The sequence below is a fragment of the Geodermatophilus sp. SYSU D01045 genome (assembly GCF_054050295.1).
This window is the reverse complement of record NZ_JBJGZB010000020.1, coordinates 64,989-83,581: the sequence shown is the minus strand read 5'-3', so window position 1 is coordinate 83,581 and position 18,593 is coordinate 64,989. Positions and strand designations below refer to the sequence as shown.

Here is an 18,593-nt window from a genome sequence, read left to right as displayed (position 1 = left end):
ATCGCCGCGCCGATCACCTCCACGACGCGAGGTGGCCCGAGCACCAGGTGACGGACTCCGGTGTGAGCCGGAGGAGGTCGGCGGGCGCAGGCCCGCCGTCGCCGGCGGTGAGCCAGGACGCGCTCGCGTGAGCCAGGACGACGGCGCCGCGTCAACCCTCGGCGAGCTCCGCGGCGGCCAGCCAGTCGGTCTCGACCTGGTCCTTCTCGGCCAGCAGGGTCCGCAGCCGGCCGTCGAGCTCCATGACCCTCGCGTGGTCGGTGGCCGCGGCGGCGAGCTCGGAGTGCAGCCGCTCCTCCTCCGCGCCGAGCTTCTCCAGCCGCCGCTCGAGCCGGGCGGCCTCCTTGCGGGCGGCACGCACCTCCGCCGCCGAGGGCCCGGCCGGGGCGGGGGCCGCCGCGGTCGGGCCGGCCGGCGCCGCGGAGGGGAGCGCGGCCTCCCCGGCGGCCCGGCGGGCGAGGTACTCCTCCACCCCGCCGGGCAGCGCGGCCAGCGAGCCGTCGCCCATCAGCGCGACCACCGAGTCGCACACCCGGTCGACGAAGTACCGGTCGTGGCTGACCACCAGCACCGTGCCGGGGAAGGAGTCGAGCAGGTCCTCGAGCTGGGTGAGCGTGTCGATGTCCAGGTCGTTGGTCGGCTCGTCGAGCAGCAGCACGTTCGGCTCGGCCATGAGCAGCCGCAGCAGCTGCAGCCGCCGCCGCTCGCCGCCGGAGAGGTCCCCGACCGGCGTCCACTGCCGCGACGCCGGGAAGCCGAACCGCTCGGCCAGCGACGACGCGGAGATCTCCTGGTTGCCGATCCGGGCGATCCGCGCGACCTCCTGCACCGCCTCGAGCACCCGCAGCCGCCCGGGCAGCTCGGTGACGTGCTGGGACAGGTACGCCGGGGCGACGGTCTGGCCGCGCACCACCCGGCCGCGGTCGGGCTCGGTCTCGCCGACCAGCAGCCGCAGCAGAGAGGTCTTGCCGGCGCCGTTGACGCCGACCACACCGATGCGGTCGCCGGGCCCGACGTGCCAGGTCAGGTCGCGGAACAGCGGCCGCGGGCCGTCGTCGGAGGGCACCGCGTAGTCGACGTCCTCGACGTCGTACACCGTCCTGCCGAGCCGCCGGGCGGCGAAGCCCTTGAGCGCCATCGACTCCCGGGGCGGCGGCTCGTCGGCGATCAGCGCCTCGGCCGCCTCGATCCGGAACCGCGGCTTGCTGGTGCGCGCCGGCGCGCCGCGGCGCAGCCAGGCCAGCTCCTTGCGCACCAGGTTCAGCCGCCGCTCCTCGGTCACCGCCGCGACGCGGGCGCGCTCGGCGCGGGCCAGGGTGTAGGCCGCGTAGCCGCCCTCGTAGGCGTGCACCGCGCCGTCGGTGACCTCCCAGGTCTGCGTGCAGACCTCGTCGAGGAACCACCGGTCGTGGGTGACGACGACCAGCGCGCCGACCCGCCGCTTGACGTAGTCGGCCAGCCACGCGACGCCCTCGACGTCGAGGTGGTTGGTCGGCTCGTCGAGCACCAGCAGGTCCAGCGGCCGGATCAGCTGCGCGGCCAGGGCGACCCGCCGGCGCTCGCCGCCGGACATCGGGGCGACCGGGCTGTCCAGGCCGAGCCGGTCGAGCTCCAGGCCGGTCAGCACGCTGCGGACGGCCGGGTCGGCGGCCCACTCGTGCTCCGCGGCGAACAGCGTCTCCGGCAGGACGACGTCGCGGACGGTGGCGCCCGGCGGCAGCGTGCCGGACTGGTCGAGGACGCCGACGGCGAGGTCGCCGCGCCGGGTGACCCGGCCGGAGTCGGGCTCCTCGCGGCCGGTGAGGACGCCGAGCAGCGTGGACTTGCCGCTGCCGTTGCGCCCCACGACGCCGATCCGCTCGCCGGCGGCGACGCCGAGCGAGACGTCGTCGAGCAGCACGGTGGTGCCGTGGGCCTTGGAGACCCGCTCGAGGTTGAGCAGGTTCAGCGGGGCGCTCACGGCCGGGTCCAGGTCATCGGACGCCCAGTATCCCCGGCTCCCGGTCCGTCCCGGCCGCCCGGGGGCGGACCGCTAGTGGACCCCAAGGCACCCGCAAGTGCGATCCGGAGAGTCGTCGGCAGCACACCCCGGGTGTCCGGGGCGGACGAGCGGAGGACGACATGAGCATGACGGCAGCGGCCCACGACGCGGCGTTCCCGGGCCCGGCGCCGGCGGCACCGCGCCTGCGGGCGGTCCCGCCGCTGGCCGAGCCCGCCCCGGAGACGACGGCGCTGTGGTGGGCCCGGCTGCTGCGCCGCGGCCCCGGCCCCGTCGAGTACTCGCTGGTGGCGGTCAACTCCGACCGCTTCCCCGACGGTACCCCGGTCGACATGACCGCCGTCGACGCCCGCGGCCGCCGCCCCGCCGGCTGGCAGGTCGACGTCCGGCACCGCGCCTCCGACGGCCGGGTGGTGCGCATCGAGGTCGCCGAGGACCTGTCGGGGACCTGCCCGCCGATGTGGTTCGCCGAGGTCACCCACGCGCACAGCGCGGTCCCGGCCGCCTCGCTGCTGGCCTTCCGCGGCAACGCCTTCCGGCCCGGCGCGGTCGTCCGCCCGCACGAGGTCGCCGCCGCCGGGGTGCGGATGACCGACCGGATCGCCGAGGTCCGCTGGTGGATCCGCTCCGGCCTGGTCGACGACGTCACCGTCGAGCCGGTGTACCGCGGCCGCGGCGTGGCCCGCACCCTGGTCACCGCCGCCGAGGGGCTGCGGTTCCTGCGCGGCTGGGCGCCGCTGCGCTCCGACGGCCGGCTCACCGACGCCGGCGCCGCCTGGCTCGGGTCGGCCCCGCCGGCGTGGCGGCCACGGCTGGCCGAGCGCAGCGAGGTGCTGCCCGACGCCGACGTCGAGGAGGAGCTGACCGGGGTCGCCCGGCTGCTCCGCTGAGCGCCGCCGTTCCTCTCGACCTGCAAGAAGATCGCGCGCCACCTATCGTCGGTCCGGTGCGACTCCCCGCCGTCCCCTGGTCGGCCGTGGAGCGCCGCGCCGCCACCGTCCCCGGCGGACCCGTCTCCCGCGTCGGGGGTGCCGGCCACCCGGCCGTGCGCGGTCTGGTCACCGACTCCCGGCGGGTGGTCCCCGGCTCGTTGTTCGCCTGCGTCCGCGGTGCGGTCAGCGACGGGCACCGGCACGCCGGGGCCGCCGCGCGGGCCGGCGCCGCGGCGCTGCTGGTGGACCGGCCGGTCGACGTCGCGCTGCCGCAGCTGCGGGTCCCGTCGGTGCGCGCCCACCTCGGCCCGCTCGGCGCGCTGCTCGCCGGCGACCCGGCCCGCGCGCTGCGCCTGGTCGGGGTGACCGGCAGCAACGGCAAGACGACGACCGGCGCGCTCGTGCGCGGCGTGCTCGACGCGGCGGGCACCCGCACCGGCGTCGTCGGCACGCTCGGCGCGTCCGTCGGCACCCGCTCGCGCGGGACGTCGCTGACCACGCCCGAGGCCCCGGAGCTCCACGAGCTGCTGCGGTGGATGGTCGACGCGGGGGCGCGGCGGGCCGTCGTCGAGGCGTCCTCGATCGCGCTGGACATGGGCCGCATCGACGGGCTGCGCTTCGACGTCGCCGTGTTCACCGGCTTCGAGGAGGACCACCTCGACCACCACGGCACCCTCGAGCAGTACTGGGCGAGCAAGGCGCGGCTGTTCGAGCGCGACCGCGCGGCGGCCGGCGTCGTGGTCGTCGACGACCCGTGGGGCCGGCGGCTGGCCGACCAGGCACCGGTGCCGGTGACCCGCGTGGGTTCGGCCGCGGACGCCGACGTCCGGGTGCTGGGCTGGCGCACCGGCGCCGGCGGCACCGAGGTGCTGCTGGCCGACGACGCCGGCGGGCACCGGGTGCACAGCCCGCTGGTCGGCCGGGTGCACGTGACCAACCTGGCCGCGGCCTGGGCCACCGGGCGGGCGCTCGGCGTGGACCCGGAGCGGATCGCCGACGGCCTGGCCACGGTCGCGCCGCCGCGGGGGCGCAACACCGTGCTCGGCGGCGCGGGGCGGCCGCTGGTCGTCGTGGACTACGCGCACACCCCGCGCGCGCTGGCCGCGGCGATCACCACCGCCCGCGACCTGTCCGGGCCCGGCGGCCGGGTGCACCTGGTGCTCGGCGCCCGCGGCCGGCGGGACCGGTACAAGCGGCAGGGCCTGGGCGAGTCCGCCCGCGCGGCCGACGTCGTCTGGCTGACCAACGAGGGCAGCCACGGGGAGGACCCGGCGGCGATCGTGGCCGAGCTGCGGGTCGGCCTGCTGGGGGCGGACGCGGCCGTGCGCACCGTCCCGGACCGGCGCGCGGCGATCCTGGCGGCGGTGCGCGCCGCCGGCCCGGCCGACGTCGTCCTGCTCGTGGGCCGCGGCCACGAGACCCGGGTGCTCGACACGACCGACCCGCGCGACGCCGTCCACCTCGACGACGCCGAGGTCGCGAACACCGCGCTGCTCGCCGAGCACGGGCCGCCGACGAACGGCGCGGCCGGCGACGAGCTCGCCTCCTGACGCCCGGGCGGGAACACGCGGGGCCTTCCCGGTGCTACGGTCGCCATTGGTTGAGAGCTCAACTGAGGGAGGCCGGCCATGCCCGCCGTCACCGTCGAGGACACCACCACCCTGCCCCGCGTCCCGCTCCCCGCGCCGGGCACCGTGCGGCGCCGCACCCGCTCGGTGACCACCGCGCCGTCGGGGTTCGAGGGGGAGGGGTTCCCGGTCCGCCGCGCCTTCGCCGGGGTCGACCTGCGCGACCTCGACCCGTTCCTGCACATGGACCAGATGGGCGAGGTCGAGTACGCCCCCGGTGAGCCCAGGGGCACCTCCTGGCACCCGCACCGCGGGTTCGAGACCGTCACCTACATCATCGACGGCACCTTCGAGCACGCCGACTCCCACGGCGGCGGCGGCACGATCAGCAACGGCGACACGCAGTGGATGACCGCCGGCGGCGGCGTGCTGCACATCGAGCGGCCGCCGGAGCACCTGGTGGTCAGCGGCGGGCTGTTCCACGGCCTGCAGCTGTGGGTGAACCTGCCGCGGGCGCAGAAGTGGGTGCAGCCGCGCTACCAGGACCTGCGCGCCGACCGGTCGGTGCTGCTGGCCAGCCCCGACGCCGGCGCGTTCCTCCGGGTCATCGCCGGTGACGTCGCCGGGCACCGCGGGCCGGGCTCCACGTACACGCCGATGGCGATGGTGCACGCCACCGTCTCCCCCGGCGCGACGCTGGACCTGCCGTGGGACCCCTCGTTCAACGCCCTGGTCTACGTGCTGTCCGGCGCCGGCTCCGTCGGCATCGACGGGGCGCCGGTCCGCACCGGCCGGCTCGCCGTCCTCGGCCCCGGGGACACGGTGACGGTGCGCGGCGCGGTGCAGCAGGAGTCGCGGACGCCGGCCCTCGACGTCGTCGTCCTCGGCGGCCGGCCGATCCGCGAGCCGATCGCCGTGTACGGGCCGTTCGTCATGAACACCCGGCAGGAGCTGCTGGACGCGTTCGCCGACCACCAGGCCGGCCGGCTCGGCAGCATCCCGGCCACCGACGCGCACCGCGCCGTGCGCGGCGAGACCGGGCAGTGAACGCGGCCCCCGGTGGCGGCTTCCACGCCGCCGCCGGGGCCTGCATGCTGGCCGCAACCCGCCGACCGAGGAGTCCCCGTGTCCGTCTTCCCGCCCGTCCCGCTGGCCGAGTGGGCCGACACCAAGGACACCCTGCACCGGTTCCTGCAGGTCGTCGGCAAGCTGCGGCTGGCCAACGCCCCGCGGCGCAACCACTGGTGGCACGTCCCCTTCCACCTCACCGGCCGCGGCCTGACCACCCGGCCGATGGGCTTCGACCCCGTCTTCGCCGTCGACCTCGACCTGGTCGACCACCGGCTGGAGATCGCCGTGGCCGACGGGCGGCGGGCGTCGTTCCCGCTGCCCGGGCTGAGCGTGGCGGCGTTCTACCGCCGGCTGCTCGGCAGCCTGGCGGCGCTCGGCCTGCCCGCGACCGTCGAGCTGCCCGTCCCGTTCGACCTGGCCGACCGCACGCCGTTCGCCGAGGACGAGCACCACGCCGCCTACGACCGCGCCGCGGTGACCCGCTACTGGGTGGTGCTCGGCCAGGTGGCCCAGGTGCTCGAGGAGTTCGCCGGCCGCAGCTACGCCAAGACCAGCCCGGTGCACCACTTCTGGCACACCTTCGACCTGGCCGTCACCCGCTTCTCCGACCGGCGGGTGGAGCAGCCGGAGACGGTCGACCCGGTCACCCGCGAGGCCTACTCGCACGAGGTGATCAGCGCCGGCTTCTGGTTCGGCGACGACCAGGTCCCGGAGCCGGCGTTCTACTCCTACACCGCGCCCGAGCCCGCGGGCCTGGCCGAGGAGCCGCTGCGGCCGGCGGCGGCGCGGTGGATCGACAGCCGCGGCGCCCACCTCGCGCTGCTGCCCTACGAGGACGTGCGGACGGCGGCCGACCCGCGCGGCACCGTCCTGGACTTCCTGGAGAGCGCCTACGCCGCCGGCGCCCGCCGCGCCGGCTGGGACCTGGGCGCGCTGCGCTGCCCGACCGCGCCCGAACCCCGCTGACCCTGCCCACCGCCCGCCGTCCGGAGGTCCGCCCGTGAGCAACACCGAACCCCGTCCCACCCCGCGCGAGGTGGGCGGCCTGGACGGCACGGCCGCCGGGCCCGCCCTCGACCTGCTGCCCGCCAAGGAGGTGCCGCTGGGCGAGTCCACCGTCGTCCGGCGGCTGCTGCCGACGCTGGGCCGCCGGATGGTCGGCGCCTGGGCGTTCGTCGACCACTACGGCCCCGACGACGTCGCGGCGACCTCCGGCATGCAGGTGACGCCGCACCCGCACACCGGCCTGCAGACGGTGTCCTGGCTGCTGCAGGGCAGCGTGCACCACCGCGACTCCCTCGGCAGCGACGTCACCTTCGGCCCCGGCCAGCTCGCGCTCATGACCGCCGGGCACGGCATCGCGCACTCCGAGCAGTCCCCGGTGCCGCACCCGCGGTTCCTGCACGGCGCCCAGCTGTGGGTGGCCCTGCCCGACGCCGCCCGCGACACCGCGCCGGCGTTCGAGCACCACGCGACCCTGCCGGGCTTCACCTCCGACGGGCTGACCGCGACGGTGCTGCTGGGTGGCTTCGGCGGCGCGGTGTCGCCGGGCACCGCGTACACGCCGATCGTGGGAGTCGACCTGGACCTGGCCGCGGGCGCGGACGTCGAGGTGCCGCTGGAGCCGGACTTCGAGCACGCGCTGCTCGGCGCCTCCGGCGGGGCCGACGTCGAGGGCGCGCCGCTGGCGCACGGGGCGATGGTCTACCTCGGCACCGGCCGGCGGTCGGTGCGGATCCGGACCGAGGCGGCCACGAGGCTGCTGCTGCTCGGCGGCGAGCCGTTCGAGGAGCGGCTGGTCATGTGGTGGAACTTCGTCGGCCGCTCGGGCGAGGAGATCACCGAGTACGCCGAGCGGTGGAACGACGGCGACCCGCGGTTCGGCGTCGTCGCCGGGTTCGACGAGGACCAGCGGCAGCTCGCGCCGGCGTTGCCGCCGGTGCCGCTCAAGGCCCGGGGGCGGGTCCGGTGACCGTCCACGACCGGCACCTGGCGTTCGTGGCGGAGCACCAGATGGGCGTGCTGGCCACGGTCAAGCGCGACGGGCGGCCCCAGGTGTCCAACGTCGGCTACTCCTACGACCCGGAGCAGCGGCTGTTCCGGGTCTCGGTGACCGCCGACCGGGCCAAGACGCGCAACCTCCAGGCCGACCCGCGGGTCACCCTGCACGTGACCTCGCGCGACTTCTGGTCGTGGGTGGCCGTCGAGGGCACCGCGGAGCTCACCCCGGTCGCCGCCGACCCGCACGACGCCACGGTGGAGGAGCTCGTCACCTACTACCGCGGCGTCTCCGAGGAGCACGAGGACTGGGACGACTACCGCCGGGCGATGGTGGCCGAGCGGCGCCTGGTCGTCCGGTTCACCCCCGAGCACACCTACGGCCAACTGCCCGGCTGACCCCGCTCACGCGGCGGGTGGCTCCTGGAGCACGGAGAATCCGGCGCCCCACGGGTCCGCTACCACGGCGAAGCGGCCGAACCCGGTGTCCTCCGGCGCCGTCGTGACCTTCCCGCCCGCCGCCTCGACCGCGGCCACCGCCTCGTCGGTGGAGGCGACGGAGAAGCAGGTCGCCCAGCCCTGCGGCGCGCCGGGGACGACCCCGCCCAGGCCGCCGAGCGGGCGCTCGCCGGTGGCGAAGGTGGCGTAGCCGCCCATGCCCTCCAGCTCGTCGAACCGGAAGCCGAACACCGCGGCGTAGAAGGCCCGCGCCACGGCGGGGTCCTCGACGGCGGCCTCGTTCCACGCCAGCGAGCCGGGCTCGCCGTGCACCTCCACGCCGGTGTGCGCGCCGGCCTGCCACAGGCCGAACTGGTTGCCCTGCGGGTCGCGGGCGACGGCCATCGCGCCCAGCGGCCCGATCTCCACCGGCGCCACGACGACGGTGCCGCCGGCGTCCCGGATGCGGTCGCAGGTGGCCCCGGCGTCGCCGGTGGCGAAGTACGTCGTCCACGACGGCGCGGCGCCCGGCTCCGTCAGCGGGCCGAGACCGGCGGCCCGGTGCCCGTCCCGGAGCGCGGTGACGTAGCCGCCGGACCCGGGCGCCTCCTCCGTCCAGTCCCAGCCCAGCAGCGCGCCGTAGAAGGCCTTCGCCGCGGCGGGGTCGACCGCGCCGTAGTCCACCCAGCAGGGCGTGCCGTCGGGCCAGGGGGCGTTCCGGGTGGGCATGGCTCCTCCTCGGGTCGGGAGGGCACCGTCCCACCGGTGACCGACAGTCCGCCGCCCTCCGGGGCGCCCTCCGGAGGGGCCGCGGCTAGAAGCGGCCGCCGCCGCTGCGGCCGCGGCTGCGCGAGCCACCGAAGCTGCCCCCGCGCGGCCGCCCACCACCACCGAACCCGCCGCCGAGCCCCCCGCCGCCGTAGCCGCGCCCGTGCCCGCCGCCGAAGCCGCCGGCCAGGATGCCGCCGAGCACCAGGCTGCCGAGGTCGACGCCGCCACGTCCGCCGCCGTGGCCGTAGCCGGACGGGTAGCCCGGCCCGTAGCCGCCGCCGTACCCCCCGCCGTAGCCGCCGCCGTAGCCCGCGGACCAGCTCGTGACGTCGGACTGCGCGAGCTGCAGCGCCGACTGCGCGAGCTGGTCGGCCAGCTGCGCCTCCCGCAGGGCGCCCTCGGGGTCGGTGCGCCCGGTGCCGACGGCGGCGTCGAGGTGGCGCTGCGCCTCGGCCAGCCGCGTGCGGGCCTCGGGGCCGACCGCACCGCGCCGGGTGGCGACGAAGTCCGCCGCCGCGGCCACCGCCGAGCGGGCCCGCAGCAGCGTCTGGTCCAGCGCCGCGGCCGCCCGGCGGGCCCGGGTCTGCGCGTCCCGGGCGACGGCGAGCGCCTGCTCCAGCGCGAGGTCCGCCTCCTCCAGCCGGCGCAGCGCGGTGAGCGGGTCGGGCAGCGCGCCGCCCGCGGAGCCCATGGCCTCCTCCGCGGCGGCCAGCCCCGCCTCGGCCCGGGCCACCTGCGGCCGCAGCCCGCCGGCGTTCCCGGAGGCCACCAGCGCGCGGGCCTCGGCGAGGTCCTCCTCGGTCTCGGCGCGGACGGCGGGCAGCCGGGCGGCGGCCTCCTCGAGGTCGCGCTCGAGCCGCGCGACGGCGTCGAGCAGCGTGCCGACCTGGGCCACCGCGTCCTCCGCCGCCCGCAGGTCGCCCACCGCCTCACCCGAGCGGCCGGCGTCGAGCGCGGCGCGGGCCTCGGCGGCCTCCTGCTCGGCGGCGGCCAGCCGCGCGCGGGCCTGGTCGAGGTTGTCGGCCACCGGCGCCAGCGCGGACGCCGCGTACCGCCGCTGCAGCCAGGTCATCCGCTCCTCGTCCTGCGGCAGCCGGCCGTGCAGCGCGGTGATCCGCGGGCCCAGCGCCTCCAGCGCCTGCGGGGCGGTGCGCTCGAGGTCGCGCAGCTGGTCGAAGGCCTGCGCCTGCTCGTCGAGCCGGGCGTCGGCGGCCGCGGTGAGCTGCAGGATCTCGCCCAGCACCCGCCTGCGGGTCGGCTCGTCCTCGGGCACCTCGTCGTCGAGCTGCTGGCGCAGCGTGAACGCGCGGGTCAGCTCCTGCCGCGACCGCCCCAGCGCCTCGCTGAACCCGGCGACGGCGGCCTCCCCGTACTGCAGCCGGGCGAAGTCCAGGTCCAGCTGCGAGGTCTTCACCGCCTCGTCGAGGTCGAGCAGCGCGGCGCTGGCCCGGCCCTGGAGCTCCTCGGTGGGCACGCCGGCGTTCGGGTCGGGCCGCTCGATCCGCGTCGTCGGCGGCTGCTGGGCCCCCTGCCGGCGGCGCCGCGACCGCGCCACCAGCCAGGCGCCCCCGCCGACGACCGCGACCCCTCCGACGACGGCGGCGGTGACGGCACCCGAGCCCGAGCCGGAGCCGGAGCCCGCCGCGTCGCCGACGCCCTCGGCGAAGGCCACCCCGGCGCCGGCCCAGTCGCCGGCGCCGAGCTCGGGCTCGACGTCCCGCGCGAGGAAGTCCTCGATCTCCGCGTCGCTCTGCGGGAACGCGTCGTCGACCCAGTAGCCGTAGCGCCGGTCGTCCACCGCGACGGCGAACAGCACGTCGGTCGACCCGAGTCCGGACGCCTCCGCGGTCGCCTGCGCCCACGCCCCCTGGTCGAGGCCGTCGAAGCTGGCCACGTAGACGACGAACGCCTGGGTGCCGTCCTCGGCCTGCCGCTCGTCGACCGCCTGCTGCACCTGCCCGAGGCCCCCGGAGCCGAGCACCCCGGCGCGGTCGGTCACCTCGTCGGGGACGTCGAGGGGCGGCTCGGCCAGCGCCGGGCTCCCGCCGGCGACCAGGACCGCGGCCGTGACTGCGAGGACTCCCACCAGCCGGCGCACGGTCCCGACCCTAGGTGGGCGCCCGCCCCTCGGCCGGGTAGGACGGGCACGACCGGGTAGGGGGCGGTCGACCGAGTCCCGGCCCGAGGAGGACCACCGTGAGCGAGACCGACCGCATCCCCGCCGACCGGCTGCCCCCGGGGACGGTGGGCCGGGCCGGGAAGTGGGCCGTGGGCAACCGCGACGGCGAGTACTTCGCCGTGTCCCGCCGCTGCCGCCACCAGCTCGCCGACCTCTCCGGGGGCTCCCTCGACGAGAACGGCTGCCTCGTCTGCCCGTGGCACCAGGCCCGCTACGACGTCCGCACCGGCGACATGGTCGAGGGCCCGCGCGGCTTCCTCGGCTACCACGGGCCCACGCCGGGCTACACCCAGTTCGTCCGCGGCTACGCGAAGGTGCTGCGGCTGCGGGTGAAGCGGGCGCTGCGCCGCGGCAACGACGTCGTCGTGGAGGACTGACGTCGTCGTGGAGGACTGACGTCGTCGTGGAGGACTGACGTCGTCGTGGAGGACTGACGTCGTCGTGGAGGACCGAGGCCCTAGGTCCGCTCGATCGGCGCGTCGAGACCCTGCACGAGCGCATCGCTCTCCGGGCTCTCCGCGCCGGTCGGGCGGACGCTGACGCCCTGCGTGGCGGCGACCTCCTCCGGCGAGCGCGGTGCGAGCAGCCCGTCGCGGATCTCCTCCGCCCAGTGGCAGCCCACCAGGTGCCCGGTGCCGAGCTCGCGGAGGACGGGCACCTCGTCGTCGCACCGGGTCTCCTGCCGCCACGGGCAGCGGGTGTGGAAGCGGCAGCCGCTGGGCGGGTTGGCCGGGGAGGGCAGGTCCCCGGCCAGCAGGATCCGCTCCCGGTTCTCCTCGACCACCGGGTCGGGCACCGGGACGGCGCTCATGAGCGCCCGCGTGTACGGGTGCAGCGGCTCGGAGTAGAGGACGTCGGAGGGGGCCTGCTCGACCAGCGAGCCCAGGTACATGACGCCGACGACGTCGCTGATGTGCCGGACCACCGCGAGGTCGTGGGCGATGACGAGGTAGGTCAGGCCCAGCCGCTCCTGCAGCTCCTCGAGCAGGTTGACGACCTGCGCCTGCACGCTGACGTCGAGCGCGGAGACCGGCTCGTCGGCGATGAGCAGGTCCGGCTCGAGGGCGATCGCGCGGGCGATGCCGATGCGCTGGCGCTGGCCGCCGGAGAACTCGTGCGGGTAGCGGCGCAGCGCGGCCGACGGCAGGCCGACCGCGTCGAGCAGCGTCCGGATCCGCTCGGCGATGCCCTGCCGGCCCCCGCCCAGGCCGTGGGCCACGAGCGGCTCGGACAGCAGCGACTCGACGTTCTGCCGGGGGTCGAGGCTGCCGAGCGGGTCCTGGAAGACCATCTGCATGCGGCGGCGCAGGGTCCGCAGCGGCTCCCCGGACAGGGAGGCGACGTCGGTCCCGTCGAAGACGACCCGCCCGCCGGTGGGCTCGACCAGGCGCAGGACGGCGCGCCCGAGGGTGGACTTGCCGCAGCCGGACTCCCCCACCAGCCCGTACGTGGTGCCGCGCTCGATGCTCAGGTCGACGCCGTCCACGGCGCGGACGTGGCCCACGGTGCGGTCGACGAACAGCCCCCGCTTGATCGGGAAGTGCACCTGGAGGCCCTCGACCCGCAGCAGCGGGTCCGCGGACGGGACGGCGGTCATCGGGCGGCTCCGGACGCGGTGGCCCCGGCCGGGGACCCGGGGTACTCGAGGGGGTGCCGGCAGCGCAGCTCGCGGCCGGGGCCGTCGTACTCCAGCGGCACCGTGCTGCCGGCGACCTCGGTGAGGCAGTCGTCCTGGGCGTTGTCGCACCGCGGCGCGAACGCGCAGCCCTCGGCCCAGGGGATGGCGTCGCGCGCGGAGCCGCGGATGGGGTGCAGCGGCGCGCCGCGGGCGCCGTCCAGCCGCGGGACGGAGGCCAGCAGGCCGCCCGTGTAGGGCTGGCGGGGCCGGGCGAACAGCTCGTGCCGGTCGGCCGACTCGATGATCCGGCCGGCGTACATGACGTGCACCCGGTCGCAGAGCCCGGCGACGACGCCCAGGTCGTGGGTGATCATCACCAGCGCCGTCCCCGAGTCGACGACGAGCTCGCGCAGCAGCTCGAGGATCTGCGCCTGGATCGTCACGTCGAGCGCGGTCGTGGGCTCGTCGGCGATGAGCAGCCGGGGCGCGCAGGCCAGCGCCATCGCGATCAATGCCCGCTGCCGCATGCCGCCGGAGAGCTGGTGCGGGTACTCCTTGAGCCGGCGCCGGGGGTCGGGGATGCCGACGCGGTCGAGCAGGCGGGTGGCCTCGTCGACGGCGTCCTTCCTCGACAGCTCCCGGTGCTGGAGGAGGACCTCGGTGACCTGGGTCCCGATGGGCACCGTCGGGTTCAGGGAGGACAGCGGGTCCTGGAACACCATGGCCATGTCCGCGCCGCGCCGGTCCCGCAGCTCCTTCTCGGGCGCACCGACCAGCTCCGCGCCGTCGAGCCGGACCGACCCGCCGACCTCCACGCCGCGGCGCGGCAGCAGGCCCATGACCGCGAGGGACGTCACCGACTTGCCGCAGCCGGACTCGCCGACCAGCCCGATCGTCTCGCCCGGCGCCACGCTGAAGCTGACGCCGTCGACGGCCCGCGTCGGCTGCTCGCCCCGCCGCGTGAACGTGACGGTGAGGTCCTCGACCTCGAGCACGGGCAGGCCGGTGCGGTCGACGGACCTGGGCGGCAGCTCCTCGATGGTCAGCGGGCTCACCTCCGGAACTTCGGGTCGAGCGCCTCACGCAGCGACTCGCCGAGCAGGGTGAAGCCGAGCGCGACGACGACGATGCACAGGGCCGGGTAGACGGCCAGCTCCGGCCGCACGGACAGGAAGTCCTGGGCGTTGGACAGCATGGCGCCCCACTCGGGGCGGGCCAGGTCGGGGTCGCCCAGGCCGAGGAAGGACAGGGCCGCGGCCTCGATGATCGCGGTCGCCAGCGACAGCGTCGTCTGGACGATCACCGGCGACAGCGAGTTGGGCAGGACGTGCCCGAACACGATCCGGCCCCGCCTGATGCCCAGGGCCTGGGCGGCGAGGACGTAGTCGCTGTTCCGCTGGCTCAGCATCGACCCGCGCAGCAGCCGGGCGAAGACGGGGACCTGGGTCACCGCGATGGCGATCACCAGCGACCACTGGTTCTGGCCCAGGAGCACCGAGATGCTGATCGCCATCAGCAGGCCCGGGATGGACAGCATGATGTCGACGAGCCGCATGATGACGGTGTCGACCCAGCCGCCGAACGCTCCGGCCAGGACGCCGAGGGACATGCCGACGACGACGCCGATCAGCGTCGACACCACCCCGATCAGCAGCGACTGGCGGGAGCCGACGATCAGCCGCGAGAGCAGGTCCCGGCCCAGCTCGTCGGCACCGAGGGGGAAGCCCTCCCGGGCGCCGGGGATGAAGCCGGGGCGGATCTCCGACAGCAAGGTCTGCGCCAGCGGGTCCCGCGGGGCCAGCAGCGGCGCGAACGCCGCCACGAGCAGGAACACGACGACGATGACCGCGCCGGCGATCGCCACCGGGTTGCGCCGCAGCCGGCGGAACGCGCTGCGGGTGAGCGAGACGCCGCCCTCGCCCTCGGGCACCTGGCCGGCGCGGGCGGCCAGCTCGTCGATCCGCCGCCGGCGGACGTCGCCCACCGCGGTCATCGGCCCTCCCCCTCGTTCACGAGACCCTGACCCGGGGGTCGAGCAGCCCGTAGGAGATGTCGACCAGCAGGTTCACGATGACGTACATGATGGCCAGCATCAGGACGAAGCCCTGCAGCAGCGCGTAGTCCCGCTGGAAGATCGCGTCGTAGATGGCCGACCCCACCCCGCCGAACGCGAACACGGTCTCGGTGAGCACCGCCCCCGACAGCAGCAGGCCCGTCTGCAGCCCGATCGTCGTCGACACCGGCAGCAGCGCGTTGCGCAGGACGTGCCGGCGCCGGACGGTCGCCGTCGCCAGGCCCTTGGCGTTCGCCGTGCGCACGTAGTCCTCGTTCACCACGTCCAGGACCGAGGCCCGGGTGATCCGCACGATGATCGCCAGCGGGATGGTGCCCAGCGCGATGCCCGGCAACACCAGGTGCGTGAAGGCGTCCCAGGCGGCGTCCCACTCGCGCGTCAGCAGGCCGTCGAGGACGTAGAAGTTGGTGACGCGGGTGGCGTCGATGCGCACCTCCTGGCGCCCGGAGCCGGGCAGCCAGCCGAGCTCGACGGCGAAGAGCAGGCGCAGCAGGTAGGCGAGGAAGAAGACCGGGATGGCGACCCCGATCAGCGAGCCGATGACCGACGCCGAGTCCAGCCAGCTGCCGTGCCGGCGGGCGGCCAGGTACCCCAGCGGGATGCCGACGCCGATCGCGAACACCATCGCGAACACGGTCAGCTCGATGGTGCCGGGCATCCGCTCGAGGAACTCCTCGGTGACCGGGCGCCCGGTGCGCGCGGAGTTGCCGAAGTCCAGTTGCACGGCGCGGCCGAGGAAGCGCAGGTACTGCACGTACAGCGGCTGGTCGAGCCCGAACAGCTCGTTGTAGCGGGCGATCGCCTCGGGGGTGGCGCGCTCACCGAGCGCGGCCTGGGCCGGCCCCCCGGGCAGCGCCCGGAGCCAGGCGAAGAGCAGGACCGACAGCCCCAGCAGGATCGGGATCAGCTGCAGGAGCCGCCGGACGACGAAGCGGAGCACGCGCTCGGGTCACCTCTCCGGGGGCAGGAACGGCGCCGGCCGCGCCGGGGACAGGATCCTCCTGCCCCGGCGCGGCCGGCACTGCGGGTCAGTCGCTGAGCGACACCGTCGCGAACTCCTCGGCGGTCAGCGGGCTGGGCTCCAGGCCCTGCACGTTCTCCGCGACCACCAGGGCCGGCGGGGAGTGCGAGATCGGGACACCCGGCAGGTAGTCCATGATCAGCCGGTTGGCCTCCTGGTAGAGCTCGGTGCGGCGGCTGGCGTCGGGCTCCTGGTCCGCCTGGTCCAGGGCCTGGAAGATCTCCGGCGCGCTGAACGCGCCGAACTCCGCCGACGCCTGGTTGTTCGCGTCCTCGGCGAAGAACGTGCCGATGAAGTTGTAGGCGTCGTTGTAGTCACCGGTCCAGCCGAGCAGGTGGACGTCCGCCTGGCCGGCCTGCACCGCGTTGGTGTAGTCCGGGTTCCACGGCAGCGCCGTCGCCTCGACCGTGAAGCCGGCGTCGGTCAGGTTCTGGCTGATGACCTGGAACATCGCGGCCGGGTCCGGCAGGTAGGGCCGGCTGACGTCGGTCGGGTAGTAGAACCGCAGCGTCGTGCCGAGCTGGCCGGCCTCGGTGAGGAGCTGCCGGGCGCGGTCGGGGTCGTAGTCGTAGGTGGTGACGTCCTCGGCCCAGCCGTCGACCGTCGGCGGCATGAACTGGGTGGCCGCCTCCGCACCGGCAGGCAGCAGCGAGTTGACGATCGTCTCGCGGTCGATGGCGTGCGCGATCGCCTGCCGCACCCGGATGTCCTGCAGCGCCGGGTTGGCGTTGACGCCAGGCACGTTGCCGCCGTTGATACCCAGGTACAGGATGTTGAACGGGTCGCGGACCAGGACCTGGAGGCCCTCGTCCTCCAGGGACTGGTAGTCCGCGGGGGCCACGTAGTCGTAGCCGTCGATCGAGCCGGCCTGGAGCTCCTGCCGGCGGGCGTTCCCGTCCGGGATCGTCCGGAAGATGATCTCGTCGAGGAGTGCGGAGTCACCCCAGTAGTCGTCGTTGCGGACGATGGTGACCTCGCCGTTGCCGCGGTCCCAGCTCTCGAACTTGAACGGACCGGTGCCGACCGGGTGCTCGAGGGCGTACGCGGGGTAGGTGAGCGCGTCCTCGCTGCCCGAGAGGTTGTCGGCGTCGTACTCCTGCAGGGCCGTGGGGCTCTGGATGGAGAACGCCGGCAGGGCGAGCGCGGAGGGGAACTTCGAGGTGACCTGGGTCAGCCGGATGACCGCGGTGTTCTCGTCGCTCGCCTCGCAGCTCTCGTAGATGCTCGGGAAGTCCGGCGTGCTGGCGAAGCCGCCGAAGACCGCCTGGTAGTAGTACGAGGCGCTGGGGCTCTGTGCCAGGCCCTCGAAGTTGTACCAGCGGTCGAAGTTGAAGCAGACCGCCTCGGCGTTGAAGTCGGTGCCGTCGTGGAACGTCACGCCCTGGCGCAGGTTGAAGGTGTACTCGAGTCCGTCCTCGCTGACCTCCCAGTCCTCCGCCAGTTCGGGCTCGGGATCAGTTCCCCCCAGTTCGTTGCCCAGGAGGCCCTCGAAGATCTGCCGGGAGACGCGGAAGGTCTCACCGTCGCTGCCGAAGGCCGGGTCGAGCATGGCCGGGTCACCGGCCGCCCCGAAGACGAGGGTGCCGCCGGACTGGGCCTCGCCACCCTCCCCGCCGGAGCCGGAGTCCCGGTCACTGGAGGCACAGGCGGCCAGGGTCACTGCGGTGAGCACGGCCGCCGAGGCGGCGAGCGCACGCTGTGGTCGACGCTGCATCGCGGAAGACCTGCCTTCTCGACCCCGCGGGGCCGGATGAGTTCGACGCTGGGCGGCCGCGCGGCGGAAGAACCGCGCGGACGTGCGTCGGACCCTAGGTCTCCCGGGGAGAGGTGCCCGAGCCGTCGGCCCCCATCGACACCATCCTGTGACCTTGCCGGACGGCGCCCGTGACCGGCCGGGCCGCGGGCGCTAGGCGTCGATGCGGCGGCGGCCCTCGAACGCGCGCCCCAGGGTGATCTCGTCGGCGTACTCGAGGTCGCCGCCGACCGGGAGCCCGCTGGCCAGGCGGGAGACGGTCAGGCCGAGCGGGCCGACCAGCCGGGCCAGGTACGCCGCGGTGGCCTCGCCCTCGAGGTTGGGGTCGGTGGCGATGATCAGCTCGGTGACCGTGCCGTCCATCAGCCGGGTCATGAGCTCCTTGACCCGCAGGTCGTCGGGGCCCACGCCCTCGATCGGGCTGATCGCGCCGCCGAGGACGTGGTAGCGGCCGCGGAACTCGCGGGTGCGCTCGATGGCGACGACGTCCTTGGGCTCCTCGACGACGCAGATGACGTCGTCGGAGCGGCGCGGGTCCTTGCAGATCCGGCACTGCTCGCCCTCGGCGACGTTGTAGCAGGTCACGCAGAAGCGCACCTCGGCCTGCACGCGCTGCAGCGCGGCGACCAGCCGGCCGACGTCGGCGGACTCGGCGGCCAGCAGGTGGAACGCGATGCGCTGCGCGCTCTTGGGCCCGACGCCGGGCAGGCGGCCGAGCTCGTCGATGAGGTCCTGGACGGCCCCCTCGTACACGGTGCTCCTCGGGGAGAAGGGAGGTGGTGCGCCGGTCAGGCGCCGGGCAGCCCGGGGAAGCCGCCGCCGAGACCGCCGGCCAGCGGGCCCATGCGGTCGGCGGTCAGCTCGCTCGCCAGGCGCGAGGCGTCGCGGACGGCGGCGACGACGAGGTCCTGCAGGGTCTCCACGTCGTCGGGGTCGACGGCGGACGGCGCGATGGTGACCGACCGCAGCTCACCGTCGCCGCTCATCGTCGCCGTGACCAGGCCGCCGCCGGCCGAGCCGGTGACCTCCTCGTTCGCGAGCTGTTCCTGCGCGGCGGCCAGCGCCTGCTGCATCTGCTGGGCCTGCTGCAGGATCGCCGACAGGTCGGGCTGGCCACCACCGGGGAACATGACCCGAGGGTAGGCCGCCGGTCCGACATCCGGGGGGACGG

At 75.6% G+C, this 18,593-nt stretch carries 17 protein-coding genes; 7 read left to right on the top strand and 10 right to left on the bottom strand.

Features of this window, described 5'->3' with window-relative positions; all coding sequences use genetic code 11:
• Positions 1 to 151: 151 nt before the first annotated feature.
• Complete coding sequence (locus tag ACI798_RS17205; protein WP_456942162.1) at positions 152 to 1,960, bottom strand: ABC-F family ATP-binding cassette domain-containing protein; 1,809 nt, start codon at positions 1,958 to 1,960, stop codon at positions 152 to 154.
• A gap of 161 nt (positions 1,961 to 2,121) precedes the next feature.
• Between ACI798_RS17205 and ACI798_RS17200 the strand changes: the two genes are divergently transcribed.
• The 6 genes from ACI798_RS17200 (at position 2,122) to ACI798_RS17175 (ending at position 7,967) form a co-directional block, all read left to right on the top strand.
• Complete coding sequence (locus tag ACI798_RS17200) at positions 2,122 to 2,889, top strand: hypothetical protein (RefSeq protein ID WP_457048483.1); 768 nt, start codon at positions 2,122 to 2,124, stop codon at positions 2,887 to 2,889.
• Positions 2,890 to 2,945: 56 nt separating this feature from the next.
• Complete coding sequence (locus ACI798_RS17195; protein WP_457048482.1) at positions 2,946 to 4,481, top strand: Mur ligase family protein; 1,536 nt, start codon at positions 2,946 to 2,948, stop codon at positions 4,479 to 4,481.
• A gap of 78 nt (positions 4,482 to 4,559) precedes the next feature.
• On the top strand, positions 4,560 to 5,546 hold the full coding sequence (locus ACI798_RS17190) for a pirin family protein (protein ID WP_456942165.1): 987 nt from the start codon (positions 4,560 to 4,562) through the stop codon (positions 5,544 to 5,546).
• Positions 5,547 to 5,624: 78 nt separating this feature from the next.
• Positions 5,625 to 6,536, top strand: a complete 912-nt coding sequence (locus tag ACI798_RS17185; protein WP_456942166.1) for a DUF5996 family protein — start codon at positions 5,625 to 5,627, stop codon at positions 6,534 to 6,536.
• Positions 6,537 to 6,570: 34 nt separating this feature from the next.
• Entirely contained in the window at positions 6,571 to 7,542 is a 972-nt protein-coding gene (locus ACI798_RS17180; RefSeq protein WP_457048481.1) for a pirin family protein, read from the top strand.
• Positions 7,539 to 7,967 carry a PPOX class F420-dependent oxidoreductase gene (locus tag ACI798_RS17175; protein WP_457048480.1) on the top strand — a complete coding sequence of 143 codons (429 nt, stop codon included), beginning with the start codon at positions 7,539 to 7,541 and terminating at the stop codon, positions 7,965 to 7,967. Before ACI798_RS17180 ends, ACI798_RS17175 begins: the two co-directional genes overlap by 4 nt.
• A 6-nt stretch (positions 7,968 to 7,973) precedes the next feature.
• On the opposite strand, the gene ACI798_RS17170 is transcribed toward ACI798_RS17175, so the two are convergent.
• Positions 7,974 to 8,735, bottom strand: coding sequence for a VOC family protein (locus ACI798_RS17170; RefSeq protein ID WP_457048479.1), 762 nt, complete (start codon positions 8,733 to 8,735; stop codon positions 7,974 to 7,976).
• A gap of 85 nt (positions 8,736 to 8,820) precedes the next feature.
• Entirely contained in the window at positions 8,821 to 10,875 is a 2,055-nt protein-coding gene (locus tag ACI798_RS17165) for a TPM domain-containing protein (protein WP_457048478.1), read from the bottom strand.
• Between the two features lie 98 nt (positions 10,876 to 10,973).
• Here ACI798_RS17165 and ACI798_RS17160 point away from each other — a divergent pair, with 98 nt between their 5' ends.
• Positions 10,974 to 11,333, top strand: coding sequence for a Rieske (2Fe-2S) protein (locus ACI798_RS17160; protein WP_456942171.1), 360 nt, complete (start codon positions 10,974 to 10,976; stop codon positions 11,331 to 11,333).
• 80 nt (positions 11,334 to 11,413) lie between these two features.
• Here ACI798_RS17160 and ACI798_RS17155 read toward each other — a convergent pair whose 3' ends face one another.
• From ACI798_RS17155 to ACI798_RS17125, 7 genes are all read right to left on the bottom strand, one after another.
• Positions 11,414 to 12,553: an ABC transporter ATP-binding protein gene (locus ACI798_RS17155; protein ID WP_457048477.1), complete on the bottom strand. Its 1,140-nt coding sequence runs from the start codon at positions 12,551 to 12,553 to the stop codon at positions 11,414 to 11,416.
• Positions 12,550 to 13,629 carry an ABC transporter ATP-binding protein gene (locus ACI798_RS17150; RefSeq protein WP_456942173.1) on the bottom strand — a complete coding sequence of 360 codons (1,080 nt, stop codon included), beginning with the start codon at positions 13,627 to 13,629 and terminating at the stop codon, positions 12,550 to 12,552. Before ACI798_RS17150 ends, ACI798_RS17155 begins: the two co-directional genes overlap by 4 nt.
• Complete coding sequence (locus ACI798_RS17145) at positions 13,626 to 14,567, bottom strand: ABC transporter permease (protein WP_456942174.1); 942 nt, start codon at positions 14,565 to 14,567, stop codon at positions 13,626 to 13,628. Before ACI798_RS17145 ends, ACI798_RS17150 begins: the two co-directional genes overlap by 4 nt.
• A gap of 16 nt (positions 14,568 to 14,583) precedes the next feature.
• Positions 14,584 to 15,588, bottom strand: a complete 1,005-nt coding sequence (locus ACI798_RS17140) for an ABC transporter permease (protein ID WP_456942175.1) — start codon at positions 15,586 to 15,588, stop codon at positions 14,584 to 14,586.
• Between the two features lie 88 nt (positions 15,589 to 15,676).
• Positions 15,677 to 17,383, bottom strand: a complete 1,707-nt coding sequence (locus tag ACI798_RS17135; protein WP_456942176.1) for an ABC transporter substrate-binding protein — start codon at positions 17,381 to 17,383, stop codon at positions 15,677 to 15,679.
• Positions 17,384 to 17,575: 192 nt separating this feature from the next.
• Entirely contained in the window at positions 17,576 to 18,175 is a 600-nt protein-coding gene (recR, locus tag ACI798_RS17130; RefSeq protein WP_387987503.1) for a recombination mediator RecR, read from the bottom strand.
• Between the two features lie 35 nt (positions 18,176 to 18,210).
• On the bottom strand, positions 18,211 to 18,552 hold the full coding sequence (locus ACI798_RS17125; protein ID WP_456928344.1) for a YbaB/EbfC family nucleoid-associated protein: 342 nt from the start codon (positions 18,550 to 18,552) through the stop codon (positions 18,211 to 18,213).
• Positions 18,553 to 18,593: the final 41 nt, after the last annotated feature.